The sequence below is a fragment of the Streptomyces sp. MBT53 genome (assembly GCF_016654115.1).
GTDB lineage: Bacteria > Actinomycetota > Actinomycetes > Streptomycetales > Streptomycetaceae > Streptomyces.
In genome coordinates, this window is record NZ_JAEQAZ010000018.1 from 42094 (window position 1) to 68625 (window position 26532).

The window sequence follows — 26532 nt, forward strand, 5'->3', positions numbered from 1 at the left end:
TCCCCGCCTTCCCCGAATTCGTTCGACCGCACGAGTATCGCTGGGGACGCTGGCCGTAGGGATCACGCGGAGGTACTGCTCATCGGGGGACGCGCCGGGGCAGGGAAGACGACCGTGGGCTGGGAGGTGTCGGTGCGGCTGCGGGCGGCGGGGGTCGCCCGTGCGGTGATCGACGGGACTTCATGGGGCAGGTGCATCCGGCGCCGGACGGCGATCCGCACCGGGCGGCGATCGGCGAGGCCAACTTGACCGCCGTGCGGATCGTGCGGGTGCTGCTCACCGCTTCCGACGCAACCGCCTCGGAGCGGCTCAACGGACGTGAGATCGGCAGTGAGTTAGAGCACGAGTTGGCCAACAGCGCGTGCCCGTCACGGCTGTTGGACGAGTGGGCGCCCGTGGACACCGTGCGGGAGGTGACCGACGGGCGCTCCGTCGTGGACGTCGCGGGTGAGGTGCCGACCGCGACGGAATGGGTCAACAGCCGTTAGGGAGCGGCGGGTTCGGGCACCGTCTCCGTGAGGTACTCCTCCGTGATCTCCTTCGGGCCGAACGGCCACACCTTCTCGAAGCGGGCCCAGATCACGAACGCGACGCAGCCCAGGGCGAGCCAGGCGAGGGACCACTCGATGGGGTGGCGGCCCGGGGAGTTCTTGTCGGCGTAGCCGTAGATCACGCACCAGCCGACGAAGGCGACGATGCTCGGTACCGGGTAGAGCCACATGCGGTAGGGGCGGCGGAGGGTCGGCTGGCGTTTGCGCAGAACCGTCAGGGCGATGATCTGGGCCAGCGCCTGGACGATGACCATGACCGTGGTGAGGAGTTGGATCAGGGTCGCGAGGTCGGTGTGGCGGCCGATGAGGAAGCCGATCGCCGTGATCACGCCCATGGTGGCCAGGCCGAGCATCGGGAAGCGGTGCTTGGGGTGGAGTTTGGCGTAGGGGCGGAAGAAGACGCGTTCGCGGGCCGCGTCGTAGGGCACCCGGGAGCCGCCGAGGAGGCCGGTGAAGACCGAGGCGAAGGCGGTGATCAGGATCAGGACGGTGACCGTGTCGGCGGCGCCCTTGCCCCAGGTCTTCTCCAGGACCGCCGAGGCGACCGAGGTCGAGGCGATGTCGTTCGGGTTGATCATCCGGTGCCAGTCGATGACGCCCAGGGTGCCGATCTGGAGCAGCAGGTAGATCGCCATGATGCCGACGATCGAGAAGAGGATGGAGCGCGGCAGCGTACGGCCGGGGTCCTTGATCTCGGCGCCCATGTAGGCGGTGGTGTTGTAGCCGAGGTAGTCGTAGATGCCGATGGTGAGGCCGCCCGCGAAGCCGAGCCAGAAGTGGTCGCTGCCCAGGTCGAAGGCGTGCGCGGGGTACGTGAAGGCGAGGTCGGTGCTGAAGTGGGTGGCGGCGGCCAGGATCACCAGGAACACCGAGGCGATCATCACCGTCCACATCACGGCGGTGATGCGGGCGATGTTCTCGATGCCGCGCCAGAGGAGGAGGACCACCAGGGCGATCACGCCGAGGCCGATGAGGTCGCCCGAGGTCTTGCCCAGGTCCGGTGCCAGATAGCCGAGATACTGCACGAAGCCGACCACACCGGTGGACATGATCAGCGGGATGAAGAGCATCGCCGTCCACACGAACAGGAACGGCATCAGCCGGCCCGTGCGGTACTGGAAGGCCTGGCGGAGATAGACGTAGCTGCCGCCGGAGCCGGGCATCGCGGCGCCCATCTCGGCCCAGACGAGCCCGTCGGCGAGGGCGAGGATCGCGCCCGCGACGAAGCCGATGACCGCCTGCGGGCCGCCGAACGCGGCGACCATCAGCGGGATCGTGACGAACGGCCCGATGCCGCACATCTGGCTCATGTTGATGGCGGTGGCCTGGAAGAGGCCGACGCGACGGACGAAGCCGCCTTCTGGGGGCGGACTACCGGACATGGGGGCTCCTGAGGGGGTGCGTGACGCGAGGGAAGCGGGGTGCGGCGTGCGGGCCGGTATCCGGTGGCTGACTGGGCGATAAAGTTAAGGAGCCTTACTAGACTCGTCAAGAGGGTGTCCCCGATGAGTGAGAATGGTGCGATGCCCGCCAGCGACGCCGTAGAGCAGCACGAACAGCCCTGGAGCCGGCAGCGGCTCCGGAGCGCGAACGAGCGGCTGCTGCTCGACCGGCTGCGCACCTCCGGTGCCGCCTCGCGCGCCCAACTCGCCCGCGAGACAGGCCTGTCGAAGCCGACGGTCTCCAGCGCGCTCGCCGCGCTCGCGGAGGCGGGACTGGTCCACGAGGTCGGCACCCGGGCCCCCGAGCGCGGCCGGACCGCCGTGCTCTACGCCCCCGACCCGGCGGCCGGCTACGCGCTCGGGATCGACGTCGGGCGCAGCTGGCTGCGGGTCGCGGTGGCCAACCTGGACGGCGAGGTGGTGGCCCGCGCGGACGTCCGCAACCGGGCCCGCAGCTCGGGCGCCATGGCCGAGCTGGTGGTCGCCACCGCGCACCAGGTCGTCGCCAATTCGGAGGTCGAACCGGCCGCCGTGGTGCACGCCGTGGTGGGCACGCCCGGTGTGTACGACGAGGAACGGCGGCGGGTGCGGTACGCGATGCATCTGCCGGGCTGGGGGCGGGCCGGGCTGTTCGACCGGATGCGGGAGGAGCTGGGCGTCCCGCTGGAGGTGCACAACGACGCCAATCTCGCGGCGCTGGGCGAGTACACGTACGGCGTCGGCGCGGGCAGCCGGCTGTTCGCGTACATCATGATCGGCACCGGTCTCGGCATGGGCGTGGTCAGCGAGGGGCGGCTGTTCACGGGGGCGCACGGCGGGGCCGGGGAGATCGGGTTCCTGCCGTGGCCCGGGCAGCAGAAGCCGGAGACGCTGGAGGACGCCGTGTCCGGGGTGGCCGTCGTCGAGGCGGCCCGCAAGTTCGGCATGAGCGGGCAGCAGCTCACCGCGAAGGCGGTGTTCGACGCGGCCCGGCAGGGAGATCCCGCCGCCGTCAAGGCGGTTGAGCTGGAGGGCGAGCGGATCGCGCACACGGTGGCCGCCGCCGCGGCCGTGCTCGATCCGGACCTGGTCGTCCTGGGCGGCGGGGTGGGGCACAGCGTGGATCTGCTGCTCCGGCCGGTGCGGGAGAACCTGCGCGCGCTCACCCCGCTGCGGCCGAAGATCGTGCCGAGCGCGCTCGGCGAGGACGCGGTACTGCTGGGCGCGGTGGCCACCGCCCTGGGCACGGCACGGGACCTCGTCTTCGAGCGCCGCTCGGCGTCCTGAACACCTTCGTCCACCAGCACCGCCCGCCGTCCTGAACAACTCACCCACGGCCAGCGGTGATTGACACACCCCATCCTCCGGCCTACCTTCTGTCGCAGTTAGTAAAGTTTCCTAACTTGACGAGGCTGGAGTCCCCCGTGTTCCACCGCCCCGCCGTCCCCCCACTGCTCAGAAGCCGTCTCTCCACGGCCGCCGTGGCCCTCGGCCTGCTCGGTACCCTCACCACCAGCGCGTGGGCGGGGGCCCGGGAGCCGTCGCCCACCCGGTCCCCGGCGACCGCCGTAGGCTCGACCGCCGGGGCCGCCACCCCGCTGTCCGGCTACGCGATCCAGTCGTCCGCCAAGGTCACCGACTCCCCCGCGGCCGTCTCCTCCCCCGGCTACCGGGCGACCGGCTGGTACCCGGCCGGCGCGCGCTCGACGGTCCTCGCGGCCCTGATCGCCGACGGCGTGTACGCCGACCCCTTCCACTCGACCAACCAGCAGAAGATCCCGAAGGCCGACTTCCAGGTCCCGTGGTGGTACCGCAGCGACTTCACGGTCACGGACCGCACGGAGCGCACCTACCTCGACTTCAGCGGGGTGATCTCGGCGGCCGACGTCTACGTCAACGGCAAGCGGATCGCCCAGGCCGCCGACGTCAACGGCGCCTACACACACCACGAGTTGGACGTCACCGCGCTCGTGCGCTCCGGCACGAACACGGTCGCCTTCCGCATCCGCCCGAACGACCCGAACAAGAACCTCACCATGGGCTGGATCGACTGGCTCCAGCCGCCGCCCGACCAGAACATGGGCATCGTCCGTGACGTCCTCGTCCGCCGCGGCGGCCCGGTCGCCCTGCGCGACGCACATGTGGTGACCAAACTGGCCGTCCCGTCGCTCGCCACCGCCGACCTGACGGTCAAGGCGCAGGCGCGCAACGACACGAACGCGCCTGTCACGACGACGGTCCGGGGCAGCATCGCCAGCACGGTTTTCGAGAAGGCCGTCTCCCTCGCCGCGCACGAGACAAGGAGCCTCACCTTCGCCGTCCACCTGAACTCCCCGAAGGTGTGGTGGCCGGCGGGCATGGGCGACCAGCCGCTCTACGGCCTCGACCTCACCGCCTCCGTGAACGGCGCCCCCTCCGACACCGCGCACCAGACCTTCGGCATCCGTGACGTCCAGGCCCCGTTGAACTCGGACGGCGACCGCCAGTACCGGATCAACGGCCGCAAGTTGCTGATCAAGGGCGGCGGTTGGTCGCCGGACGAGTTTCTGCGCTGGGACCGGACCTACGTCGAGGACCGGCTGAAGTACGCCCTCGACCTGGGCCTGAACACCATCCGCCTCGAAGGACACATCGAGCCGGACGAGTTCTTCGACCTGGCCGACCGCTACGGCATTCTCACCCTTCCCGGCTGGGAGTGCTGCGACAAGTGGGAGGGCCAGGTCAACGGGGACGAGACCGGCGAGAAGTGGACCGCCGCCGACTATCCGGTCGCCAAGGCGTCGATGGCCGCGGAGGCCGCCCGGCTGCGCGACCACCCGAGCGTGATCTCCTTCCTCATCGGCAGCGACTTCGCCCCCGACGCGAAAATCGAGAAGACCTACCTCGACGCGCTGAAGGCGGCCGGCTGGAAGACCCCGGTGGTCGCCGCCGCCTCCGACAACTCCTCGCCGGTGAGCGGCAGTTCGGGCATGAAGATGACCGGCCCGTACGACTGGATCCCGCCGAACTACTGGTACGCCAAACGCGAGGGCGGCGCCACCGGCTTCAACTCCGAGACCAGCGCGGGCCCCGACATCCCCACCCTCGACACCCTGCGCCGCATGATGACCCCCGCCGAACTCGCCACCCTCTGGAAGGACCCGGGGGCCAAGCAGTACCACCGCTCCCCGTCCCCGGTCTTCAACACCCTCAAGCTCTACGACAACGCCCTCACCGGCCGCTACGGCCCGCCGACGAGCCTCACCGACTACGTCCGCAAGGCCCAGCTCGCCCAGTACGAGAACGTGCGCGCCCAGTTCGAGGCCTACGAGCGCAACGCCACCGACGCCTCGAAGCCGGCGACCGGAGTCGTCTACTGGATGTTCAACAGCGGATGGACGTCCCTGCACTGGCAGTTGATGGACCGTTACCTCGACCAGGGCGGCGCCTACTTCGGCGCGAAGAAGGCGAACGAACCGCTGCACATCCAGTACTCCTACGACAACCGCTCGGTCGTCGTGGTGAACAACCGGAACGCGTCCGCCTCTCGACTCACCGCGCGGGCAACGCTGTTCAACACCGACGGCACGCAGAAGTACGACAAGAAGGTGGCCGGGGTGACGGTCTCCGGCGGCGGCGCGCACAGCACCGCGCTCACCCTGCCCTCGTCGGTGGCGGGGCTGTCGACGACGTACCTGGTGCGGCTGACGCTGACCGACGCGTCCGGCAAGGAGGTGAGCCGGAACGTGTACTGGCTCTCCGCCGAGCCCGACACGCTCGACTGGGCGCACACCGACTGGTACTACACGCCGACGACGAGCTACGCCGACCTCAAGGGGCTCAACTCGATGGCGCAGGTGCCGGTTTCGGCGACGGCGTCGACCTCGGCGGGCGCGGACGGCACCTCGACCACGACGGTCACGGTGCTCAACTCCGGGAAGGGGAAGACGCCTTCGCTCCTCACCGACGTCCATCTCGTGGACTCGGCGGGCAAGCCGGTGCTGCCGGTGACGTGGTCCGACAACGAAGTGAGCCTGTGGCCCGGGGAGTCGAGGACGCTGACGGTGACCTACCGGACGTCCGAGCTGCACGGTTCGGCGCCCCGGGTGCGGGTCTCCGGGTGGAACACGCCGGAGCGGACCTTCCCGGCGGCGTGAACACCTGTGGGGCCCGGCCGCCGCCGGGCCCCACAGGTCGTCTTCAGCTGACGTTGAGCGCGGTGTCGTCGAGGACGAAGGACGTCTGGAGGGTGGACCCTTCGACGCCGCTGAACTTGATGGTGGCGGTGGTGCCGGCCAGCGAGGAGACGTCGAAGGACTTCAGGACGTATCCGGAGGCCGCGTTGAGGTTGGAGTACGTGGCCAGGGTGGTGGATCCGGCGGTGACCGTCAGTTTGTCGTAGGCGGTGCTGGTGGTGGTCTCCGCGGTGTCCACGTGCAGATAGAAGCTGAGGGTCGCGGAGCAGCCGGACGGGATGGTCACCGACTGGGAAAGTGTGTCGGTGTGGGCCGTTCCGTAACCGTCGAGCCAGGCCTTGTAGGAGCCGGTGCGGGCGGCCTCGCTGGTGGAGCTGGTGATGACGCCGCTGCTGGCGGTCCAGGTGGTGTTGCCGGACTCGAAGCCCGGGTTGCCGAGCAGCTGGGCGGCGGTGCAGGTGCCGCCTCCTCCGCCACCGCCGCCGGTGCTGCCGTCGCCGGCCAGCCACGCGGTGGCGTTGAGGGCGAGGGCCGCGTTGGTGGCGCCGGTGTCGTTCCAGCCGTCGTAGAGCGTGTTGCCGGACTGGCCGGTGCCGTCGTCGATGGGCGAGCTGTCGCCCCAGAAGGCGACGCGGCCGCTGCCGAAGGTGCTGGTCGCGAAGAACGCGCCGGTGTTGCCGGAGTAACCGCTGCGGTACACAAGGCCCTTGACGTTCGCGTTGTCGGCGGGCTTCAGCGTGGCCGTCGTGCCGTCGGCGATCAGGCTCTTGGTGACCGTGCCGAAGGCGCCGTTCAGGACCGCGTTGCTGCTGTCGCTGATCGCGGCGGGGTAGCCGGAGCTGATGTCGAGGGTGTCGATGGAGAAGCCGAACGGGTCGGTCGAGTCGACGCTGTTGTTGGTCATCAGGTCGTTGAGGATCTCGACCGCGTCCTCACCGTCGCTGTTGCGGTCGGCGCCGGTGTGGTCGGAGATCATGAAGAGGCCGCCGCCGTTCTGGACGAACGTCATGATCGCGGTCTTCTCGGCCGTCGTGAACAGCGTGTTGGGCTCGGGCAGGACCAGCGTGTCGAAGTTCGACAGGTCGGTCGTCGACGAACCGCCGTACGTGAGCGCGCTGGTGGCCGTCTTCAGGCTGTAACTGCCGGTCTTCTGCAGGGCGACGCCCCATGAGGAGAGCGCCCCGGTCCAGTCCGTCTCCGAGGACGGGGAGGAGTCCTGGGCCAGCGGGTCGGGCTTGCTGGTGGAGATGATCCAGTCCGCGTTGCCCGCCTCCTCGGCGTGGCCGTCGTCGAACAGGATGCGGTGCGTGGTGGCCGCGTGCGCGGGCGTGGCCGTGGTGGTGACCTGGAGGGCCGCCCCCGTGACGAAAAGTCCCAGGCCGGCGAGGGCGGTGGTGAGTCTGCGGCGGGATCTTCTGGATCCAAGCATCCGGCGAACCTCCGTGAGGGGATGGGAAAGGTGCGGTGCGGGCGCCTGATCTGCGCGCGTAGAACGGTAGTTGGGGAGTTCTACACGCGTTGAACGATTGAAAGGTACATGGCATGAAGGGGTGGTGAACAGAAAGTCGCGGCAATAACAGCCGACAGAACTCGTCGGAGTGGCTCAGCCCGCAGCGGGCACAAGGTGAGAGCGAGGACATCGACAAAGAGGGGCGGAGATGGAGATCTCGGGCATCATCAGTGCCATCATCATCGGCATCATCATTGGCGTGCTGGGACGGCTCGTCGTTCCGGGCCGCCAGCACATCGGCATCGTGCTGACGATCGTGGTCGGCATCGTGGCCGCGCTGCTCGGCGCGGCGATCGCCTCGGGCCTGGGGGTCGCCGACACGAAGGGCATCGACTGGATCGAGTGGCTCATCCAGATCGGCCTGGCGGCCGTCGGCATCGCCGCGCTGGACCGGACGCGGGTGCGCCGCTGAGCGGGGGACGGGAAATGCGTTGCGGGTGAGACCCGGCGGCGGCAGGCTACTGCGAGCCCGCCGCCCGGTCCCGCGCTTCGCGCATTCCTCCCGGAGATCCCTTGTCATCACGCGTCATCCCGCTCGTCGATCCGGAGTCCGGCCCGTCGATCCGCCGTCTTGTCTGGCTCGCCCAGGACGCCGACGGCGTACCCGTCGGGTCGGCTTCACTGCGCCTGTTCCTCAAGGAGGGTCAGGCGCATCTCGGTGAACTGGAGCTCTCCGTCCACGCCGCCGAACGCCGACAGGGCATCGGCACGCGCCTGTTGGAGGCCGCGACGGCCGCCGCCCGCGCGGAGGGCCGCCGCTCGATCGTCACCCAGGCCCAACAGGGCTCGCCCGCCGACGAGTTCCTGCCGGCCCGCGGCTTCCGTCCGGTGCTGACCCTGACATACGCCCGGCTGTCACTCGCCGACGCGGATCTCACCGCGATCGGCACACATGCCCAACGCCCGCACTCCGGCTATGAGTTGACGGAGTGGAACGGCACGGTTCCTGCTGAACTCGCCCGCTCCTACGCCGAGTCGCGCAGCGCGATGGACGACATGCCGATGCAGGACACCGACTACGGCACCGTCGTATGGGATGTCGAGCGACTGGTCGCGGCGGCGGAGGCGGTCGCGCGCCGCGGGGAGCTGCTGCACACCGTCGCCGCCGTGGACACGACCGACGGCCGCATCGTCGGTTTCTCCGAACTGGTCGTACCGGGCGACGGACGCGGCGACGCGCAGCACTACGGCACGGCCGTACTGCCCGCCCATCGTGGCCGCGGTCTCGCCCGCTGGATGAAGGCCGCCTCGATCCACCGGGCGCGCCAACTCCACCCGCTGCTGGCCGGGTTGCTCACGGACACGGCGGACGACAACGCACCCATGCGGGCGGTGAACGACGCGCTCGGCTATGTGCCGACGCATCGGGCGGTGGAGTACCAGCTCGACCTGTAGGCCTTGCCTTCACTGATCAGCGTGCGGCGCGCAGCGCGGCAAGGCCGTCCTGACCGGACGGGTACGCGGGCGTCCAGCCCAGTTCGCGTTCGGCCTTCGCGCTCGAGACGCGCTGGCTGCTCGTCATCATCGTGCGCGCGTAGCCCATCGGACGGACCGCCCACAGCGGCAGCGCGATCGGCTTCGGCAGCCCGAACTCCCTTGCCACGCACAGCACATGGGCGCGGAAACCGAGCGGGGTGCGGTCGGTGATGTTGTACGCCTGCCCCGGGCGCCCGCGTTCGACGGCGGCGGCCACCGCGCGGGCCGCGTCGGTGAGTTCCACCCAGGGCAGGACCCGGCCGTGGTCGTCGGGAGCCGGCAGTTGCCGCTTGCGCAGCATGGGGAGGATCGCGTCGGTGCCGCCGGGGCCGTAGAAGAGGCCGAAGCGCAGGGCGATGCCCTCCAAGTCCGTTGCTGTGAAGGTGAGTTGTTCCTTGGTTCGCATGCCCTCGATGTGCTTCTCCAGCTCCGGCGTGGTGCCGCGCGGGCCGAAGGGGTCGTCCTCGGTGAGCGGGTGGGGGCCGAAGTCCCCGTAGCCGTAGCCGAAGACCATCGACTCGGCGATGAACCGGCGGGCCCCGGTGGCCCGGGCGGCCTCTACGAGGTGGGCGGTGCCTTCGATGCGGAGGGCGTTGGTGGCGTGCATGTCGCGGTGGCGCAAGGGCGCCTTGCGCAGGGCGGTCGCGGCGTGGACGACCGTGTCGAAGTGGTGGCCGTCGACCGCGCGGAGCAGTCCGTCGCGATCCATGAGGTCGGCGCTGATGCCGTTGCCGGGTCCCCGGCCGAGGCCGGTGACCCGGTGTCCGGCGTCGGTGAGGGCCTTGGTGATGTGGCGGCCGAGCACGCCGCTCGCACCGGCGAGGAGGATGCTCTGCCCGCTCTGATTGCTCGGATTCGTCGTCATGCCGATGCGACGGATCAGGTCGGCGCGGATGTGACATCGCCCCGCTGAGCTGCGGTTCTACGGCTTGTACACGTACGGCGTGGTCGTGGTGAGCGGGGTGAGGCCGAGGCGTTCGAGGATGGGGCGGCTCTGGTCGGAGGCGTCGACCTGTACGTAGCGGTAGCCGAGGTCGGCCGCGATGCGGATGCGGTGGGCGACCAGGGCGCGGTAGATGCCGCGGCCCCGCCAGCTCTCCACCGTGCCACCACCCCACAGGCCGGCGAACGGCGTGCCGGGGACGAGCTCCATCCGCGCCGCGCTCACCGGTTCGTCCCCGGCGAGGGCGACGACGGCGACGACCGTGTCCGGGGCCGCGGCGAGCTGGGCGAGCAGGCTGGAGCGCAGCCGGGAGCTGTCCGTGCCGAAGGCCTTCTCGTGGACGTCCGCGACGAGGTCGACGGTCGCACGGTCGGTGGCGGGCAACAGGCTGATGCCGTCGGGCAGTTCGGTGTCGAGTGCGAGTTCGGCGATCTCGCCGATCATCAGGGTCTCCCGCGGTTCGGGAGTGAACCCGGCCGCCGTCAGCCGCTGTCCGAGATCCGTCGGCAGGTCATGACCGTAGAGCTTCCACTCGAACTCGCGGCCGAGTCCGGTGAAGTACGCGACCTGTTCGGCGATCGCCGCGTCGGCGTCGCTCTCGTCCAGGTCCGTCCAGAGGATGCCGTTCCAGCCGTCCGCGTCGGCGACCCGGCGCACCACTCTCCCGGTCCGCTCCACCCGGGTACCGGGTCCGTTGGGTTGGGCGCGTTCGCGCAGGTCGCGGTCGTGGAGGGCGAGCACCTCGGCATGATCCATGCGTCCACTTCAACATCCGGAGGCGAACCCGGCAACGGAATTATGCGCGTAGGGCATGGCGCCGCTGCCGGGGCCCTCTTTCCTACTCCGCGTCGTCGAAGGAGTCCTACTCCGCGTCGTCGAAGGAGTCCTACTCCGCGTCGTCGAAGTAGTGGCCCGCTTCGAGGTCGGCCAGCAAGCCCACCTCCACCGGCTGCCACCCCGTCTGCTTCTGCGTCAGCGTGCTCGACGCCGGGCAGTCCAGCGAGGCGATGAGGCCCAGGAAACCGAAGTGCTCGACGGCTTCCTCGGGCGTCATGCTTCCCGTCGGGACGTCGAGACGGGCGGCGATGACCTCCGCGAGCTCCCGGAGCGGCAGCCCCTCGTCGCCGACCGCGTGGTACCGCGCGCCCGCCGGGGCCGACTCCAGGGCCCATCGGTACAGCCGGGCCGCGTCGAGGCGATGCACGGCGGGCCACCGGTTGGTGCCGTCGCCGACGTACGCCGACAGGCCCTTCTCGCGGGCGACGGCGATCAGCCCCGCGACGAATCCCTTGTCGCCCCTGCCGTGCACGGACCGGGGCAGCCGGACGACCGAGGACCGTACCCCGCGCTCCGCGAGCGCGACCGCCGCGATCTCGGACGGCTGTCGGATCGCCGCGAACGACTCCGGGTCGACCGTGTCCTCCTCCGTCGCCACGCGCCCCTGGTCGAGCCCGGGGGTGCCCGAGGTCACCACGAAGGGCTTGTCGGTGCCCGCGAGCGTCTCGCCGATCGCCTCGATCGCGCGCAGGTCGGTGGCGCAGTTGGCGGCGAAGGCGGAGAAGTCGTGGATGAACGCGAGATGGCAGACCCCGTCCGCCACCTCGGCGCCGCGGCGCAGGCTGTCGAGGTCGTCGAGCGAACCCCGGTGCACGGCGGCGCCCGCGGCCGTCAGCGCCTCGGCGGACGCGTCGGAGCGGGCCAGACCGGTGACCGTGTGCCCTGCGTCGAGCAGTTCACGGACCACGGCGGAGCCGATGAATCCGGTCGCGCCGGTGACGAATACACGCATGCTGCGTTCCTTCGATGGGTGGGTGTGGAACTGGGTCGTGCTGTGCTTCCATCGTGGTCGGGGCACGGGTTCCGGGTCCAAAGCCTGTTACGCATGAGGCAATGCGGATCAGGCATCACTGCTGGTCAGCGACCATTTTCGGCGAGATGTTCAGCGCGTGGCACAGTACGCTTGGGGCATGACGGACCTGCCTCCCGCACCCGATCTCGAACTGCGTCTCGTGCGGTACTTCATCGCCGTCGCCGAGCAGCGTCACTTCGGGCGCGCCGCCGAGGCCCTGCACATCACCCAGCCGTCCCTGAGCCGTCAAGTCCGGCGCCTGGAGGAGCAGTTGGGTGCCCGGCTGCTGGACCGCACCCCGCAGGGCACTCGGCTCACGGAGGCCGGGGAGGTCTTTCTGCCGCGCGCCAAGGGGCTGTTGCGCGCCACCGCCCAGGCCGCCGCCGAGACCCGCGCCGCCGCGGAACCCAGCCGTCTCACCGTCGGGTACATGGCCAACCTGTTCGTGACCCCGGCGGTGCGCGAGGTCCGGCGCCGGCATCCGGACGCCGATGTGCACGTCGTACATCTGGCCTACGACGATGTCCGCGCGGCCCTGCTCGAACGGCGAGTGGACGTGGTGGTGGCCCGACTGCCGTTCTCCACCGACGAGTTGGAGGTCACGGTCCTCTACGACGAGCCGCGCGTGCTGCTCGTGCCGCTCGATCACCGACTGGCCGGCAAGGAGTCGGTGACCGTGGACGACATCGCCGACGAGCCCGTGCCGCAGGTCCCCGGGGCGGATCCGGCGTGGGCTGCCTTCTGGCGTATCGATCCCCGGCCCGACGGCCGTCCGGCGCCCGGCGGTCCGGTCGTGCGGGCGCTGGCGGACAAGTTCGAGTTCGTCGCCGACGGACGGGCCGTGGCCATCGCGGCCGGTGTCCGCCCCGGGCAGACGATCCGCCCCGACATCGTCGCGATTCCGCTGCACGGAGTCGAGCCGAGTCATGTCGCCCTCGCGACCCGGGCCGGCGAGCACAACCGACTGCTGTCAGCGTTCCGGAAGGCGGCCCAGGCACTCCTCAGGGCTCCTTCTGATGCCGAGGAACACCCCGACGGGGCCCACCAGTAACGGCATTTGGTGCACTGTCTGTTCGCGCGCACCCTTGTGATGGGGAGGGCGTCCCGCGCGGCGAACTCCCCGATCCATCAAGGCAGTTCGAACGGCGGAGGCCCCACCGGTCGCCTGCCCGGTGGGGCCTTCCGTCCTGGCGCGGGTGCCCGGGTCAGCGGCCCGCACCGGGGCGGAAGCGCCGGTACAGGGCGGCGCCGCCCAGGAGGAGGGCCGCGCTCGCGGCGGCGGCCGGGACCAGGTCGTCCGTGCCCGTGTGGGCCAGTGAGGCCGCGGCGGCGGGCGGGGCGGGGTGCCCCAGCACCTCCGTAACGGGCGCCGGATGCGGCTTCGGCGGCGCGGGAGTCGGTGCCGGTGGCACGGGCGTCGGCCGCGCCGGGTGGTGAGGGTGGTCACCGGAGGTGTTCTCCGACCGGTTGCCCACGACGGGATTGCCGACGCCCACGACATTCACGGAATTGCCGGTGACATTCACCGGGAGATGGATCGGGAGCCGCACTCCGTTTCCGGACAGCACCCCGGGCGAGTCCTTTCCGCCGCCTTGTGCCGAGGCTCCTCCGCGTGGCCCGGTGGGCTTCTTCGCACCGCCGCCCTCATTGGCGCAACTGTTGCCCGCGGCGGGATTGAGCAGCCCCACCACGTTCACGGTGTTCCCGCACACGTTCACCGGTACGTGCACCGGGAGCTGGATCGTGTTGCCGGAGACCACACCCGGCGAACCGGCCGCCGAGCCGTCCGCGGCGGAGTCGGCGAACGCCGGCAGCGCGGCGGCCATCGCACCGGACGCGGCGGCGACGGCGATCATTCCGTTTCGGGTAACCCGTTTCATAGGCTCCCTGCCTTCCAGACATGTTCGCGGGCGGACACCCGCACCGAATAAAACGTGGGCGCACCATCCGAGTTATGGCTTATCGGCCTTTCACTCCATCGAGCGTCACGGTTATCGAACTACTCGTAACAACTCCCCCGACACCCCCGCACAATCAGAAAAGCATTAGTCGTAAAACCCCTTATGCCTATTGAAGGGGCGCAGAATACGGCACCGATCGCCGTTCCGCCCGCCGGGAGGCGGGCCCCGTGAGGCCCGCTTATCGTGATCGAGGGCGCTGGTCACAGCGCGTCCTTGGAGGCATTGATGCTGGCCAGGCTGTCATCGCGGCCCGCGTTCCGGCGCTGCGCGTTCACCGGGGTCCTCACGCTGGCACTGCTCGGCACGGGGCTGCCCACGCTCGCCGCGGCCGACAACGGGTCGCGGCCCGACCTTTCCCGGTTCTACCGGCAGAAGGTGAAGTGGGCCGCGTGCAAGGACCAGGACGCGCCCAAGGATCTGCAGTGCGGGAAGGTCACCGTCCCGCTCGACTACGCGAAGCCCGCCGGAGCGACGCTCGATCTCGCGCTGGCCCGCTACCGGGCGACCGGGAAGTCACGGGGTTCCGTGTTGCTGAACTTCGGCGGTCCCGGCGGTGCGGGCGTCAGTGAACTCGCCTCGGACGGCAAGGAGTTCATGGATCTGACGAACGGCTACGACGTCGTCACCTTCGATCCGCGCGGAGTCGGCCAGTCCTCGCCCGTGAGTTGCGGCGCGGGCGCCGACCAGGGCTCGGCCGCGACGGACGAGGAACCGGCGGACATCGACAGCAGCGATCCGAAGGTCGTCCTGAAGCAGTTGCGGAAGGCGGCGGCCGTCTGCGCCAAGTACTCCGGCCCGGTCCTGCCCCACATAGGCACGGTCAACGCCTCGCGGGACCTGGACGTGATGCGCCAGGCCCTCGGCGACAAGAAGCTCAACTACCTTGGTTTCTCCTACGGAACGCGGCTCGGCGCGGTCTACGCGGCCCAATTCCCCAAGAAGGTCGGCCGGTTGGTGCTCGACGGCGTCGACACCCTCACCGAGCCGCTGTCCGAACAGGGCAGGGCGGGCGCCGAGGGACAGCAGACGGCGCTGGAGGACTTCCTCGACTGGTGTGTGCAGGACATCGCCTGTCCTTTCGGCACGGACGCGCGGTCGGCGCCGGACCGGGTCGTAGGGCTCGTCGACTCGCTCGACCAGGATCCGGTGCAGACGGACTTCGGTGACACCTTCTCCGGCCAGGATCTGGTGGGCGCCATCAGTCAGGCGCTGTACAGCAAGCAGTTGTGGCCGTCGCTGGAGCGCGCCATCGCCTCGCTGGTGGAGGACGGTGACACGCGTGCCGTGATGGCGTTCTCGTCCGGCGGGTCCGGGCTGCCCGGACTGCGGAGCGGCGGCAAGGAGTCGGGCGGCGGCCTCGTCGACGCGCAGAACGTCCCGCTCGACAACCTTCCGGCCGCGCTGATGGCCATCAACTGCGCCGACGACCCCGACCGCCCCACCGCCGAGCGGATCACCAGGGATCTCGCGGGACTGCGCGCCGAGTACCAGGCCGCGTCACCGGTCTTCGGTCGCTACCGGCTCACCGAGGTGCTGATGTGCTACGGCCGTCCCAAGGGCACCGACTACATCCGCGACGACGTCAAGAACGTGGACACGTCGAAGATGCTGCTCGTCGGCACCCGGGGCGACCCGGCGACGCCGTACCGCTGGACCGTGGAGACGGCACACAGGCTCGGCTCCTCGGCTGTGGTGCTCGACAACAAGGGTGAGGGCCACACCGGTTACGCGTCTTCCAAGTGTGTGCACACCAAGGTCAACGACTTCCTGCTGTACGGCTCGCTGCCGCCGAGCGGGAGTTCCTGCCAGCCGGACACCTCGGCCTCAGGCGAGTGAGATCTCGGGCTTGTAGAGGTCGAGCCAGAGGGCCAGGTCGAGGGCGCGTTCCAGTCCGCGCCGGCCCGCCTGGGTGCTGATGGGGGCATCGCGGTGGGCGACCTGGTGGAGCCTGTCGCGGTCCACGAGGTCGAAGACCGGGTGGGAGGGGCGGGATAGGAGGTCCTTGGCGTGGTCCTGGAGGGCGACCGCGTACTTGGGGTCCTGGGTGGACGGGTAGGGGCTCTTGACCCGGTCGTACACGGACTGCGGGAGGACGTCCGCGGTGGCCTCCCTGAGCAGGGTCTTCTCCCGGCCGTCGTAGGACTTGAGGGACCAGGGCGTGTTGTAGACGTACTCGACGAGCCGGTGGTCGCAGAACGGCACCCTGACCTCCAGGCCGACGGCCATGCTCGCGCGGTCCTTGCGGTCGAGGAGGATGCGGACGAAGCGGGTGAGGTGGAGGTGGCAGATGCGCCGCATGCCGTACTCGAAGTCGCTTTCGCCGTCGAGGCGTTGGACGCCGGAGACGGCGGCGCGGTAGCTGTCCGCGATGTACGACTCCGTGTCCAGTGCCTCGGTCAGATCGGTGCGCAGCACGCCGGCGTCGTCCCCGAAGTCCCGGCCGAAGCGCACCAGCCAGGGGAAGGTGGCGGCGCGCCGGGCCTCCTCGTCGAAGAACTGCTGGTAGCCGCCGAAGACCTCGTCGGCGGACTCGCCGGACAGGGCGACGGTGGACTGGTCGCGGATGGCGCGGAACAACAGGTACAGCGAGGAGTCCATGTCGCCGAAGCCCATGGGGAGATCGCGGGCGCGGATCGTCTTCGCCCGTACGTCGAGATCGGCGAGGGCCTGGGCGTCGAGCACGATGTCCTGGTGGTCGGTGCCCGAGGCCCGGGCCACGTCGTGGACGTACGGCGTGTCGGGGGTGCCGCGGAGTTGGTCGGCGACGAAGTTCTCGCTCTGGCCGACGAAGTCGACGGCGAAACTGCGCACCTTCTCGCCGTGCGCGCCGAGTTGGCGGGCGGCGATGGCGGTCATGGCGGAGGAGTCGAGGCCGCCGGAGAGCAGCGTGCAGCGGGGTACGTCGGCGACGAGCTGGCGGCGCACGATGTCGTCGAGGAGCGTGCGGACGGTGGCGACGGTCGTGTCGCGGTCGTCGGTGTGCGGGCGGGTCTCCAACTGCCAGTAGGTACGGCGGCGCGGTCCCGTGCGGTCGACGGTGACGACGGTGCCGGGCTCGACCTCGAACATGCCGTCCCAGATGGCGTGTTGGGGTGTCTTGATCATGGTGAAGAGTTCCCGCAGGCCGTCCAGTGTGACCCTGGCGCGGGCGAGCGGGTTGGCGAGGATCGCCTTGGGTTCGGAGCCGAAGAGGACGCCGTCGGGGGTGGGGTGGTAGTAGAAGGGCTTGATGCCCATGCGGTCCCGGATCATGACGAGTCGGTCGCGGCGGCCGTCCCAGAGTGCGAAGGCGTACATGCCGTTGAGGTGTTCGGCGACGGCGTCGCCCCATTCGAGGTAGCCGCGCAGGACGACCTCGGTGTCGGAGTCGGTGGTGAACCGGTGGCCGCGGTCGGCTAGTTGGCGGCGCAGTTCGGTGAAGTTGTAGGTCTCCCCGGAGTAGACGAGGGCGACCGTGCCGTCCGCCGTGTCGGCGGTCATGGGCTGGTGCCCGCCGGGCAGGTCGATGATCGCGAGCCGACGGTGCCCGAGGGCGGCGGGGCCCTGCGCCCAGACGCCTCGGTCGTCCGGGCCGCGGCAGGCCATCGTCTCGGTCATTGCATCCAATGTCGCGGCCTCGGTGCGCAGTTCACGGTCGAAGGAGACCCATCCGGTGATGCCGCACATGCGTTACCTCCTGCGTCCGGTCGGCCGGGAAGCCCGGATCACCTGGGTGTTTCCGGATGTGGGGGTACCTGGCCGAACCAGTTGTATCTAGCACCTACATGTCGAGCGTGAGTCACGGCAACAAGGTCGGTCAACATGTCCGTAACCTGAACGGCCGCGCCACCCCACCGCTTTCGGCCGTGCTTTGCGTCCGCGAGATCCGCCGAGCGGCGTCCCACCGGGCGGTGCGCGTCAGGAACCGGCCACGGGCAAAGAGTTCACCAACATCCCTGGTTCGCCCGGTACTTCAGAACTCCACCGGGTCGCGCACGATCGGGCAGGTCATGCAGTGGCCGCCGCCCCGGCCGCGCCCCAGTTCGGCGCCGACGATCGTGATGACCTCGACGCCGGCCTTGCGCAGCAGGGTGTTGGTCTGGGTGTTGCGGTCGTAGGTGAAGACCACGCCCGGTTCCAGCGCGACCGCGTTGTTGCCGCTGTCCCACTGTTGGCGCTCGGAGGCGTAGATGTCGCCACCGGTCTCCACGACCCGCAGCTCGGGCAGGCCGAGCGCCTTGGCGACGACGTCGGTGAACGGGGTCGAGCCCTCGTCGACGATGTCGAGGCCGGGTCCCTTGGTGCCGGGGCGCAGGGAGAAGGTGTGGACGGCGTCCATGATCGCCGGGTAGAGGGTCACCAGGTCGCGGTCGGCGAAGGTGAAGACGGTGTCGAGGTGCATCGCGGAGCGCAGCTTCGGCATGCCGGCGACGACGACGTGCTCGGCGGCACCCAGGTCGAAGAGGGCCTTGGCGACCTGGGTGATGGCCTGGCGCGAGGTGCGTTCGCTCATGCCCATGAGGACCACGCCGTTGCCGACGGGCATGATGTCGCCGCCCTCGAACGTGGCCTGCCCCCAGTCGAGTTCGGGATCGCCCCACCAGACGAGGGAGCCCGCGAAGTCCGGGTGGAAGGTGTAGATCGCCTTCATCAGCAGGGTCTCGTCGTGCCGGGCGGGCCAGTAGAGGGGGTTGAGGGTGAGGCCGCCGTAGAGCCAGCAGGTGGTGTCGCGGGTGTAGAGGGTGTTGGGCAGCGGTGGCATCAGGTATTCGCGGACGCCGGTGGACTCGCGGGCGAGGGCGACGTAGTCGGTGCGGAAGTCGTCGGGGAGGTCGGTGGTGGCGAGGCCGCCGATCAAGTACTTGGCCAGTTCGGCCGGTTCGAGGGATTCCAGGTAGGCGCGGGTCGCGTCGATGAGGCCGAGACCGACCTCGTTGGCGACGATCTTCCGGTCCAGGAGCCAGTCCTTGGCGGCGGGGATCGTCATGGTCTGGGCGAGCAGTTCGTGCAACTCGACGACGTCGACGCCGCGTTCGCGGAGCTTGTTGACGAAGTCGGCGTGGTCGCGCTGGGCGTTCTCGACCCACATCACGTCGTCGAAGAGCAGGTCGTCGGAGTTGGTCGGGGTGAGCCTGCGATGGGCCAGGCCCGGGGCGCAGACCAGCACCTTGCGCAGTCGGCCGACCTCGGAGTGGACGCCGTACTCATGTCGGTCCACGGTGTCTGGGTTGGTCACGGTGCACACACCTTTCCGGAGGTCGAAGGCGGGGTCAGAGGCTGATCCAGCCCGCCGCCAGGGCCACGATGCCGACGACGGCACCCGCGATCGAGACGGCGAGGATCACCAGTTCGCGGGCCGAGAAGGGCGAACGCCCCTGTTCCCTGCGGGCCTTGACGAACAGGAAGGTGGCGGGCGCGTAGATGATGAACGAGACGAGGAGGTACTTGAAACCGGCCGCGTAGATGAGGAACGCGGTGTAGACGGTGGCGAGCCCGGCGATCACCAACTCGCCGCGCCCGCCCCGGGTTTCGGCGACCGCGATCTTCACGGCGAAGCCCGCCGCCAGCAGGAACGGGATCAGGGTCAGTGAACTGGTCAGGTCCAGCGCGAAGTTGAAGGCGTCGTCGGAGAAGTAGGTGACGACCAGGACGACTTGGCTCAGCAGCGTGGTCATCACCAGGGCGGGCACGGGCACGTCGGCGGCCGTGGACTTCTTCAGGAAGCGCGGCATGTCGTCGTCCTTGGCGGCGACGAACAGCACCTCGGCGGCCATCAACGTCCAGGCGAGATAGGCGCCCAGCACGGAGACGATCAGTCCGACGCTGACGAAGACCTTCCCCCAGGTGCCCACCGCGTGTTCCAGCACGCCCGCCATGGAGGGCTGCCGCAGTTCGGCGATCTCGCCCATCGGCATCAGGCCGTACGACACGATCGTGACCGAGGCGAAGACGGCGAAGACGCTGAGGAAGCCGAGGACGGTGGCGCGTCCCACGTCCTCGCGGCGCTTGGCGTGCCGGGAGTAGACACTCGCGCCCTCCACGCCCAGGAACACGAAGACCGTGGCCAGCATGGTGCCCTTGACCTGCTGGAACAGGGAGCCCGCGTAGTCGGCGCCGCCGAAGTTCTCGGCGAAGACATGGGGCTTGAGGTAGAAGAGCGCGAGGACGACGAAGACGAGGATCGGCACGACCTTGGCGACGGTGACGATCCGGTTGATCGCCGCCGCCTCCTTCACGCCCCGGCTGATCAGCAGGAAGAAGAGCCACAGTCCGGCCGAGGAGAGGACCACCGCGAGGACGGTGTCGCCCTCGCCGAGCGAGGGTGCGATCGTGCCGATCGTCGACATGATCAGCACCCAGTACGTCACGTTGCCGACGCAGGCGCTGGCCCAGTAGCCGAACGCGGCGAAGAAGCCGAGGTATTCGCCGAAGCCGGCCTTGGCGTAGGCGTAGACACCGGCGTCGAGGTCGGGTCTGCGGACGGCGAGGGTCTGGAAGACGAAGGCCAGCATCAGCATGCCCGTGCCGGCGACGGCCCAGGCGATGAGGGCTCCGGCCACGCCCGTCTCCTGCGCGAATCTGCGCGGGAGCGAGAACACTCCGGCCCCGACCATGGAGCCGACCACCATGGTGGTCAGCGTCGGCAGGCTCAGCTTGGCGGCCGTGGTCCGGGTTTCGGTGGTGGCGGCTTGCGTCACCCGTGGGACGTTAGCAACCATTTGCCCCAATTGCCTGGCGGGCTTCCCCCATATGCCCCATCCGCCGATCGGCCCTATCGTGCTGTTATGGAGCACGCACTGAGTCCCGCCACCCTCACCGAACTGCGGCGCCCGCGCCCCTACCCCGCGGTCTCCGTGCTCACGCCGACACATCGTCGCGAGCCCGACAACGCCCAGGATCCGGTCCGGCTGCGCAATGTGCTGGCCGAGGCCAAGAAACAGCTGGAGGCCGATCCCGCGGTCCCCCGGGACCGTCGTATCGACGTCGTCCGGCAGCTCGACCAGGCCCTCGCCGAGATCGATCTCGCGCACGCCGAGGACGGTCTGGTGATCTTCGCCGCGCCGGGCGAGCACCAGGTGTGGTCCCTCGCCAGGTCGGTGCCGGAACGTGTGGTGCTCTCCGACACCTTCCTCACCCGCAATCTGGTCTCCGCGCAGGCCTCCGAGCGGCCGTTCTGGGTGCTCTCCGTCTCCGCCGACCGCGTCACGCTGTGGAACGGCGGTGTCGACCGCGTCACCGAGGCCCACACCGGCGGCTTCCCGCTGACCCGCGACCATCGGGACAACTTCGACGCCGAGCGCCAGGAGCGCATCGGCGACATCCCGAGCACCTTCCGCGACGAGGACACCCGGCACTTCCTGCGCGAGGCCGACACCGCTATGGGCCGGATCCTGCGCGAGCACCGGCGCCCGCTCTACATCACCGGCGAGCAGGCAGCCCTGTCGGCGTTGGACGAGGTGGGCAGCGCCACCAAGGGCGCGGTGCACATCCCCCATGGCGGTCTCGCCCACGGCACGCCCGACGCGGTGTGGCAGGCCGTACGGCCACTGATCGACGCCGAGGCCCGGAACAACACCGTCACGGTGACCCGGGAGCTCGAATCGGCGCGCGGGCGCAAGGAGTTCGCGGCCGGCGTCGACGAGGTCTGGCAGAACGCCCGCGAGGGCCGGGTACGGCTGCTGGCCGTCGAGGAGAACTACCGCGTCACGGTCCGCGACGACCATGGCGACCATCTGGTCCCGGCCGAGAGCGGCGACCTCGACGCCCGCGAGGACATCGTGGACGAGATCGTCGAACAGTGCCTGGAGACCGGCGCCGAGGTCCGCTTCGTCCCCGACGGCACGCTCACCGACGCGGACGGCATCGCGGGCGTGCTGCGCTACTGAGGCCGTCTGTTCGTCCCCGAGGTCGCCTCTCCCCTGCGGCGTACGCTACGGCGTGATCGTCGACGTAGAGGGAGAGCACACGTGGGTGACCTGCTGGGCGTGGCCGTGCTGGGTGCGGGACACATGGGAGCCGACCACATACGACGCCTCGACCAGGTGGTGAGCGGCGCCAGGGTGGCCGCGGTGGCCGACCCGGACACCGAGCGCGCCAAGGAGGCGGCGGCCGGTCTGGACGCGGTCACGGTGCACGAGGACGCCGTGGCCGCGCTCGACGCCCCCGGTGTCGAGGCGGTGCTCATCGCCTCGCCGGGTCCCGCACACGAGGAGGCGCTGCTCGCGGCCTTCGCGCGCGGCCTGCCGGTGCTGTGCGAGAAGCCCATGGTGCCCGACTCCACCGGGGCACTCCGGGTGGTGGAGGCGGAGGCACGACTCGGGCGCCGGCTGGCGCAGATCGGGTTCATGCGGCGCTACGACGCCGAGTACCAGCGCCTCAAGTCCCTGCTGGACAGTGGGCAGTTGGGGCGCCCGCTGATGCTGCACTGCACCCACCGCAATGTGTCGTCGCCGCCCTACTTCACCTCGGCGATGCTCATCGACAGCTCCGTCTCGCACGAGATCGACGCGGCCCGCTGGCTGCTCGGTCAGGAACTCACCGCGGTGACGGTGCTCAGCCCGCACTCGTCGGCGAACGCCCCGGAAGGGCTGATCGACCCGCAGCTCGTCCTCTTCGAGACCGACGGCGGTGCCCTGGTCGACGTCGAGGTCTTCGTCAACTCCGGCTTCGGCTACCAGGTGCGCTGCGAGGCCGTGTGCGAGGCGGGCAGTGCCCGGATCGGCGAGGACCGCACGATGGTCGTCACCACGCACGCCAGCGCGCACGAGGACGTCCCGCTGGACTATCTCGTACGGTTCGCGGACGCCTACGACCGTGAGGTGCAGTCCTGGGTGGACGCCACCCGACAGGGCCGGGTCACCGGCCCGAGCGCCTGGGACGGCTACGCGTCCTCGGTGGTCGCCGAGGCCGGGGTCCGGGCGCTGGAGAGCGGCGGCAGAGTGACCGTGGAGCTCGCCCCGCGCCCGGACTTGTACGCCGACGTCAGCCGCTGACGCTCGCCGCGCCCGACTCCAGGTGACCGGTGAACCGGCGCGACCAGGTCGCGTCGGAGTCGACCGTGACCGAGAAGTCGTACCAACCGCCCTGGTACGCAACGGCGTTGAAGAAGTCCTCCGTCGATCCGCCCGCGGCGACCGTGTAGGTCCACGGTCCGTCGCTGCGGTAGTGGTTGGAGGTGATGGTGAACTTCACCGACGCCGTCGACGAGTTGGCCATCCTGAAGTAGATCGCGAGCTTGCCGGTGCCCGACTCGACCGCGTAACGGGTGCTCACCTCGACGGACTTGCCCGCCTTCGTGGCGTCGCCCTGGAAGCGGCGGAGGAAGCGGTTGGGGCCGACCATGGAGAGGTCGTACTTGCCGCTGCCGTAGCCCGTACCGATGTTGAAGTAGTCGGAGGCGGTGCCGCCCGGGTCGATCGTGTACTGCCAGGGCGTGGTGTCGCGGTAGGCGTTGGGGTGGATGGAGAGATGGGCGGCGCTCTTGGCGGCGCCGCCCTGGTTGGCCATGGCGAACCAGGCGAGGATCTTGCCGCTCGACCCGAACTCCAGGTGATCCAGGTACCCGTTGGGCTGGTAGGGCAGCGCGCGGGCGGGCCGGGTGCCGGTCTCCTGCGTCGGCAGGGCGTTGTTCGTCGGCACCGGGTTGGGCAGTGGGCCGCAGGTGGAGATGCCGATGACGCTGGTCGCGGGGAGCGCGACGGAGCCGTAGACCGGGTTGGCGAAGTCGAAGACGCCGGTGAGGTCGCCACTGACCTTGCGGCGCCAGGTGCTGATGTTGGGGCAGGCGGCCGGTTCGCCGAGGGACGTGGTCCAGGTCTCCAGGAAGCGGAGGACCGAGGTGTGTTCGAAGACCTCCGAGGAGACCCAACCGCCGCGTGTCCAGGGCGAGATGACGATCATCGGGACGCGGAAGCCGAAGCCGTACGGGACGCCGTTGAGGAACTCGCCGTCCGTGCCGGCGGGCGGGACGGGTGGCGGGACGTGGTCGAAGTAGCCGTCGTTCTCGTCGTAGTTGAGGAACAGGACGGTCGAGTCGAAGACGTCCGGGTCGGCGGCGAGGGCCTGGTAGACGAGGCCGATGAAGTGGGCGCCGTCGCCGGGCGGGGCGTAGGGGTGCTCGGAGAATGCCTGGTTGGGGACGACCCATGAGACCTGCGGGAGGGTGCCCGCGAGGACGTCGGCCTTGATGGCGGCGGCGATGTCGTCCGGGGTCGAGCCGGTGGTGGCCGGGACGGAGGACATGCCGCGGTCGTAAAGGGGGCTGCCCGCCTTGGAGTTGGTGAAGTTCTTGAAGTAGGCGCAGGCGTTGTCGCCGTAGTTGTCGGCCGCGTTCTGGTAGACCTTCCAGGTCACTCCGGCGTTCTGCAGTGCCTCGGCGTAGTTCTGCCAGGTGAGGCCGGACTCGTCACCGCCGTCGTAGCTGGAGGAGTCGACCTTGCCGCTCCACAGATAGGTGCGGTTGGGGCCGGTCGCGCTGAGGGTGGAGCAGAAGTAGGCGTCGCAGACGGTGTAGTTGTCGGCGAGTGCGTAGTGGAAGGGGATGTCGGCGCGGTCGAGGTAGCCGAGCGAGCGGATGTTGCCCACGCCCGAGACCCAGTTGTCGAGGCGGCCCTTGTTCCACGCGGAGTGCTGGGACGACCAGGAGTGCGGCAGGTCGCCGTTGCACTGTGCGAGAGTCTCGCCGTCCTTGCCGCCCGCGGCCGGAGTGGCGCTCAGCTTCCACGGGTACTGACGGCCGCCGCCGTTGGGCTGGTTGAAGACCGGGTAGCCGCCGCCGAGGGTGATGCCGCTGCGGTCGTCGAAGCCGCGGACGCCTTTGAGGCGCCCGAAGTAGTGGTCGAAGCTGCGGTTCTCCTGCATGAGGATCACCACGTGTTTCACGTCCGAGATCGTGCCGGTCGCCGTCCGCGTCTGCTGCGCGGCGATCGCGGGTCGTACGCCGGTGCCCGTCGCCATGCCCGCCGCCACGGTGGCACCGAGCCCCACGAAGCCTCTTCGGCTGATCGGTGTCATGCGCTCCGCCCTCGTCACAGGCGTGCCCGAGCGGCACACCGCGCGCAAGGGTGCACGGGGTGATCGCCAAGGTCCATACCCGGACGGTGAGATGGAGGTGAACAAAAGTCAAAACCGTTGTCCTGACGTCGTATTGCCCTCAGACACTCCCGAACAGGGCGCTCAGTCCCCGGTCGACGACCGCGTCCATGTCCTCCTGCCCGGTGGCGACCACGTCGTACGTCCGCAGCAGGAAGCGGCGCAGCGCCGGGGTGTGGAAGTGTAGCAGAGCGAGTCCGAACGGCGAGTGGAACTCCAGGACCGTACGGGCCAGGCCGCACGGCCACAGGTGCACGTCCCCGCTGCCGGCCGGCCGCCGCAGCCCCTCCTCCAGCAGCGCCCGGGCGAAGGTCCAGGTGACCGTGTCACCGTCGAGGGACACCTCGGGTGGGAAGTCGAGGTGCACGGCCAAGGGGTCCGAGGCGAGATAGCGAAGCGTGGCCGACACGGGGATCTCGGTGTCGTCCGCCGTGATCAGCCGGGCTCGGGTGGGCTGTTCGAGGGTGATGTCCATGGTCGGTCTCCGCTACGGGTGAGAGGTCGGCCGGATTGCCGTGTGCCTGTACGACCTCGTAGGTGCCGTTCGCATTACGCGGAACCCCGCATGAATTCATGTGACCTGCGTCACGTCACGTCTGCGTCACCCCCTCCGGAGATCGCGTCGCCGCCGTCGAGCGCGGCGGCACGCAGGGCGGCCGCAACCCGGGTGACCGCTTCCGTGGGCGCCCCCGGAAGCCGCGCCAGCAGGAGCCGCCGCTGTTCCTGGGGACCGCCGCGCACCGGCAGGACGCGTACGCCCGGCGGGACGGCGGGGGCGAGGGAGGCCGACACCGTCGTCAACCCGCAGCCCGCCGCGACGAGTTGGAGCTTGGCCAGCCAGTCGCGGGCGGTGTGGGCGATCTCGGGCCGTTCGTCGAGGCCGGGCCATACGCCCATCAGCCGGTCCTCACCGGAGGAGGAACCGGCGATCCAGCGCTGCCCGCGCAGATCGGCCACGTCGACGAACTCGGCGCGGGCCAGCGGATGGGCGGCGGGCACCGCGAGGAACAACGGGCGCTCGGTGAGCGTGCGCAGGATCAGCGGGGGCGATTCGGTGTCCGGCGGCCGGAAGGGCGGCGCCGACGCCAGCAGGGCCAGATCGAGGCTGCCGGCCCGCAGGGCGCGTACCAGTGCGGGGGTGCCACCCTCCCGGCTGACGACGTTCAGGTCCGGGTCGCTGCGGCGCAGCGCGACCAGGACGCGGGGCAGCAGGGCCGCTCCGGCGCTGGGCAGCCAGCCCAGGCGGACGGTCGCGGCCTCGGTGGGCAGCCCGGACAGTTCGCGGGCGGTGGTGTCGATCTCGTCGAGCACGACCGTCGCCCTGCGCATGACGATGCGGCCGGCCGGGGTCAGCCGTACGCCGTCGCGGCGCCGCTCCAGCAGTTCCGCGCCCGCGGCCCGCTCGATCGCGGCGATCTGCCGGGACACCGCCGACTGGGTGTAGCCCAGCGACACGGCGGCGGCCGTGAAGGTCCCCTGCTCGGCGACCGCGCGGAAGACGCGCAGGGCGGTGAGTGACACATCCGTGAAGTCCATGACGATTACGCATACTAGCGGTGCGTAACTTTCGTTGGAC

The 26532-nt window shown here is 69.9% G+C and carries 20 protein-coding genes and 1 pseudogene; 9 read left to right on the forward strand and 12 right to left on the reverse strand.

Annotated elements, in window-relative coordinates:
- Positions 1-36: 36 nt before the first annotated feature.
- Positions 37-488, forward strand: a pseudogene (locus tag JHN45_RS09800) (hypothetical protein).
- Here JHN45_RS09800 and JHN45_RS09805 read toward each other — a convergent pair.
- Complete coding sequence (locus JHN45_RS09805; protein WP_200709616.1) at positions 485-1933, reverse strand: APC family permease; 1449 nt, start codon at positions 1931-1933, stop codon at positions 485-487. The pseudogene JHN45_RS09800 and the gene JHN45_RS09805 overlap by 4 nt on opposite strands.
- Positions 1934-2074: 141 nt before the next feature.
- On the opposite strand from JHN45_RS09805, the gene JHN45_RS09810 reads away from it, so the two are divergent.
- Positions 2075-3259: an ROK family protein gene (locus JHN45_RS09810; protein ID WP_201048731.1), complete on the forward strand. Its 1185-nt coding sequence runs from the start codon at positions 2075-2077 to the stop codon at positions 3257-3259.
- A 137-nt stretch (positions 3260-3396) separates the two neighbouring features.
- Complete coding sequence (locus JHN45_RS09815) at positions 3397-6108, forward strand: exo-beta-D-glucosaminidase (RefSeq protein WP_201048732.1); 2712 nt, start codon at positions 3397-3399, stop codon at positions 6106-6108.
- A gap of 43 nt (positions 6109-6151) precedes the next feature.
- Here JHN45_RS09815 and JHN45_RS09820 read toward each other — a convergent pair whose 3' ends face one another.
- Positions 6152-7576: a hydrolase gene (locus tag JHN45_RS09820; protein WP_200709614.1), complete on the reverse strand. Its 1425-nt coding sequence runs from the start codon at positions 7574-7576 to the stop codon at positions 6152-6154.
- 229 nt (positions 7577-7805) lie between these two features.
- On the opposite strand from JHN45_RS09820, the gene JHN45_RS09825 reads away from it, so the two are divergent.
- Both JHN45_RS09825 and JHN45_RS09830 read left to right on the forward strand, forming a co-directional pair.
- Entirely contained in the window at positions 7806-8069 is a 264-nt protein-coding gene (locus JHN45_RS09825) for a GlsB/YeaQ/YmgE family stress response membrane protein (RefSeq protein ID WP_200709613.1), read from the forward strand.
- Positions 8070-8170: 101 nt separating this feature from the next.
- The gene (locus JHN45_RS09830) at positions 8171-9052 is read left to right on the forward strand and encodes a GNAT family N-acetyltransferase (protein ID WP_200709612.1); all 882 of its coding nucleotides are present in this window, start codon (positions 8171-8173) and stop codon (positions 9050-9052) included.
- Between the two features lie 16 nt (positions 9053-9068).
- Here the strand turns inward: JHN45_RS09830 and JHN45_RS09835 are convergent, their stop codons facing one another.
- From JHN45_RS09835 to JHN45_RS09845, 3 genes are all read right to left on the reverse strand, one after another.
- Positions 9069-9998 carry an NAD(P)-dependent oxidoreductase gene (locus JHN45_RS09835; RefSeq protein WP_200709611.1) on the reverse strand — a complete coding sequence of 310 codons (930 nt, stop codon included), beginning with the start codon at positions 9996-9998 and terminating at the stop codon, positions 9069-9071.
- Positions 9999-10055: 57 nt separating this feature from the next.
- On the reverse strand, positions 10056-10832 hold the full coding sequence (locus tag JHN45_RS09840) for a GNAT family N-acetyltransferase (protein WP_200709610.1): 777 nt from the start codon (positions 10830-10832) through the stop codon (positions 10056-10058).
- Positions 10833-10962: 130 nt separating this feature from the next.
- Positions 10963-11865, reverse strand: coding sequence for an SDR family oxidoreductase (locus JHN45_RS09845; RefSeq protein WP_200709609.1), 903 nt, complete (start codon positions 11863-11865; stop codon positions 10963-10965).
- Between the two features lie 178 nt (positions 11866-12043).
- Between JHN45_RS09845 and JHN45_RS09850 the strand changes: the two genes are divergently transcribed.
- Positions 12044-12976, forward strand: a complete 933-nt coding sequence (locus tag JHN45_RS09850) for a LysR family transcriptional regulator (protein WP_200709608.1) — start codon at positions 12044-12046, stop codon at positions 12974-12976.
- Between the two features lie 154 nt (positions 12977-13130).
- On the opposite strand, the gene JHN45_RS54345 is transcribed toward JHN45_RS09850, so the two are convergent.
- A complete protein-coding gene (locus JHN45_RS54345) occupies positions 13131-13781 on the reverse strand; it encodes a chaplin (RefSeq protein ID WP_200709607.1) in 651 nt (216 codons plus the stop codon).
- A 330-nt stretch (positions 13782-14111) separates the two neighbouring features.
- On the opposite strand from JHN45_RS54345, the gene JHN45_RS09860 reads away from it, so the two are divergent.
- Positions 14112-15722: an alpha/beta hydrolase gene (locus JHN45_RS09860; protein ID WP_201048725.1), complete on the forward strand. Its 1611-nt coding sequence runs from the start codon at positions 14112-14114 to the stop codon at positions 15720-15722.
- Here JHN45_RS09860 and asnB read toward each other — a convergent pair.
- From asnB to JHN45_RS09875, 3 genes are all read right to left on the reverse strand, one after another.
- Positions 15711-17552, reverse strand: coding sequence for an asparagine synthase (glutamine-hydrolyzing) (gene asnB, locus JHN45_RS09865; RefSeq protein ID WP_201048726.1), 1842 nt, complete (start codon positions 17550-17552; stop codon positions 15711-15713). The genes JHN45_RS09860 and asnB overlap by 12 nt on opposite strands.
- 286 nt (positions 17553-17838) lie before the next feature.
- Positions 17839-19101, reverse strand: a complete 1263-nt coding sequence (locus JHN45_RS09870) for an arginine deiminase (RefSeq protein WP_200714773.1) — start codon at positions 19099-19101, stop codon at positions 17839-17841.
- Between the two features lie 34 nt (positions 19102-19135).
- A complete protein-coding gene (locus tag JHN45_RS09875) occupies positions 19136-20563 on the reverse strand; it encodes a basic amino acid/polyamine antiporter (RefSeq protein WP_307783066.1) in 1428 nt (475 codons plus the stop codon).
- An 87-nt stretch (positions 20564-20650) separates the two neighbouring features.
- Here JHN45_RS09875 and JHN45_RS09880 point away from each other — a divergent pair, with 87 nt between their 5' ends.
- Together JHN45_RS09880 and JHN45_RS09885 are read left to right on the forward strand one after the other, a co-directional pair.
- Positions 20651-21751 (forward strand): chemotaxis protein, encoded by a 1101-nt coding sequence (locus JHN45_RS09880; protein WP_200714771.1) that lies wholly within the window; start codon positions 20651-20653, stop codon positions 21749-21751.
- 81 nt (positions 21752-21832) lie between these two features.
- Positions 21833-22858, forward strand: coding sequence for a Gfo/Idh/MocA family protein (locus tag JHN45_RS09885; RefSeq protein ID WP_200714770.1), 1026 nt, complete (start codon positions 21833-21835; stop codon positions 22856-22858).
- Here JHN45_RS09885 and JHN45_RS09890 read toward each other — a convergent pair.
- The 3 genes from JHN45_RS09890 to JHN45_RS09900 form a co-directional block, all read right to left on the reverse strand.
- Positions 22848-24878 carry a phosphocholine-specific phospholipase C gene (locus JHN45_RS09890; RefSeq protein ID WP_200714769.1) on the reverse strand — a complete coding sequence of 677 codons (2031 nt, stop codon included), beginning with the start codon at positions 24876-24878 and terminating at the stop codon, positions 22848-22850. The two genes, JHN45_RS09885 and JHN45_RS09890, sit on opposite strands and share 11 nt — an antisense overlap.
- Before the next feature lie 139 nt (positions 24879-25017).
- Entirely contained in the window at positions 25018-25431 is a 414-nt protein-coding gene (locus tag JHN45_RS09895; protein WP_200714768.1) for an SsgA family sporulation/cell division regulator, read from the reverse strand.
- Positions 25432-25541: 110 nt separating this feature from the next.
- Entirely contained in the window at positions 25542-26492 is a 951-nt protein-coding gene (locus JHN45_RS09900; protein WP_200714767.1) for a LysR family transcriptional regulator, read from the reverse strand.
- Between the last annotated feature and the right edge of the window lie 40 nt (positions 26493-26532).

Bases quoted from the DNA above. Each gene is read 5' to 3' on its own strand.
- JHN45_RS09840 (WP_200709610.1), bottom strand. From the start codon at position 10,832: ATGGATCATGCCGAGGTGCTCGCCCTCCACGACCGCGACCTGCGCGAA.
- JHN45_RS54345 (WP_200709607.1), bottom strand. From the start codon at position 13,781: ATGATCGCCGTCGCCGCCGCGTCCGGTGCGATGGCCGCCGCGCTGCCG.
- JHN45_RS09880 (WP_200714771.1), top strand. From the start codon at position 20,651: ATGGAGCACGCACTGAGTCCCGCCACCCTCACCGAACTGCGGCGCCCG.
- JHN45_RS09810 (WP_201048731.1), top strand. From the start codon at position 2,075: ATGCCCGCCAGCGACGCCGTAGAGCAGCACGAACAGCCCTGGAGCCGG.
- JHN45_RS09890 (WP_200714769.1), bottom strand. From the start codon at position 24,878: ATGACACCGATCAGCCGAAGAGGCTTCGTGGGGCTCGGTGCCACCGTG.
- JHN45_RS09845 (WP_200709609.1), bottom strand. From the start codon at position 11,865: ATGCGTGTATTCGTCACCGGCGCGACCGGATTCATCGGCTCCGCCGTG.
- JHN45_RS09835 (WP_200709611.1), bottom strand. From the start codon at position 9,998: ATGACGACGAATCCGAGCAATCAGAGCGGGCAGAGCATCCTCCTCGCC.
- JHN45_RS09805 (WP_200709616.1), bottom strand. From the start codon at position 1,933: ATGTCCGGTAGTCCGCCCCCAGAAGGCGGCTTCGTCCGTCGCGTCGGC.
- JHN45_RS09895 (WP_200714768.1), bottom strand. From the start codon at position 25,431: ATGGACATCACCCTCGAACAGCCCACCCGAGCCCGGCTGATCACGGCG.
- asnB (WP_201048726.1), bottom strand. From the start codon at position 17,552: ATGTGCGGCATCACCGGATGGGTCTCCTTCGACCGTGAACTGCGCACC.
- JHN45_RS09825 (WP_200709613.1), top strand. From the start codon at position 7,806: ATGGAGATCTCGGGCATCATCAGTGCCATCATCATCGGCATCATCATT.
- JHN45_RS09850 (WP_200709608.1), top strand. From the start codon at position 12,044: ATGACGGACCTGCCTCCCGCACCCGATCTCGAACTGCGTCTCGTGCGG.
- JHN45_RS09820 (WP_200709614.1), bottom strand. From the start codon at position 7,576: ATGCTTGGATCCAGAAGATCCCGCCGCAGACTCACCACCGCCCTCGCC.
- JHN45_RS09860 (WP_201048725.1), top strand. From the start codon at position 14,112: ATGCTGGCCAGGCTGTCATCGCGGCCCGCGTTCCGGCGCTGCGCGTTC.
- JHN45_RS09900 (WP_200714767.1), bottom strand. From the start codon at position 26,492: ATGGACTTCACGGATGTGTCACTCACCGCCCTGCGCGTCTTCCGCGCG.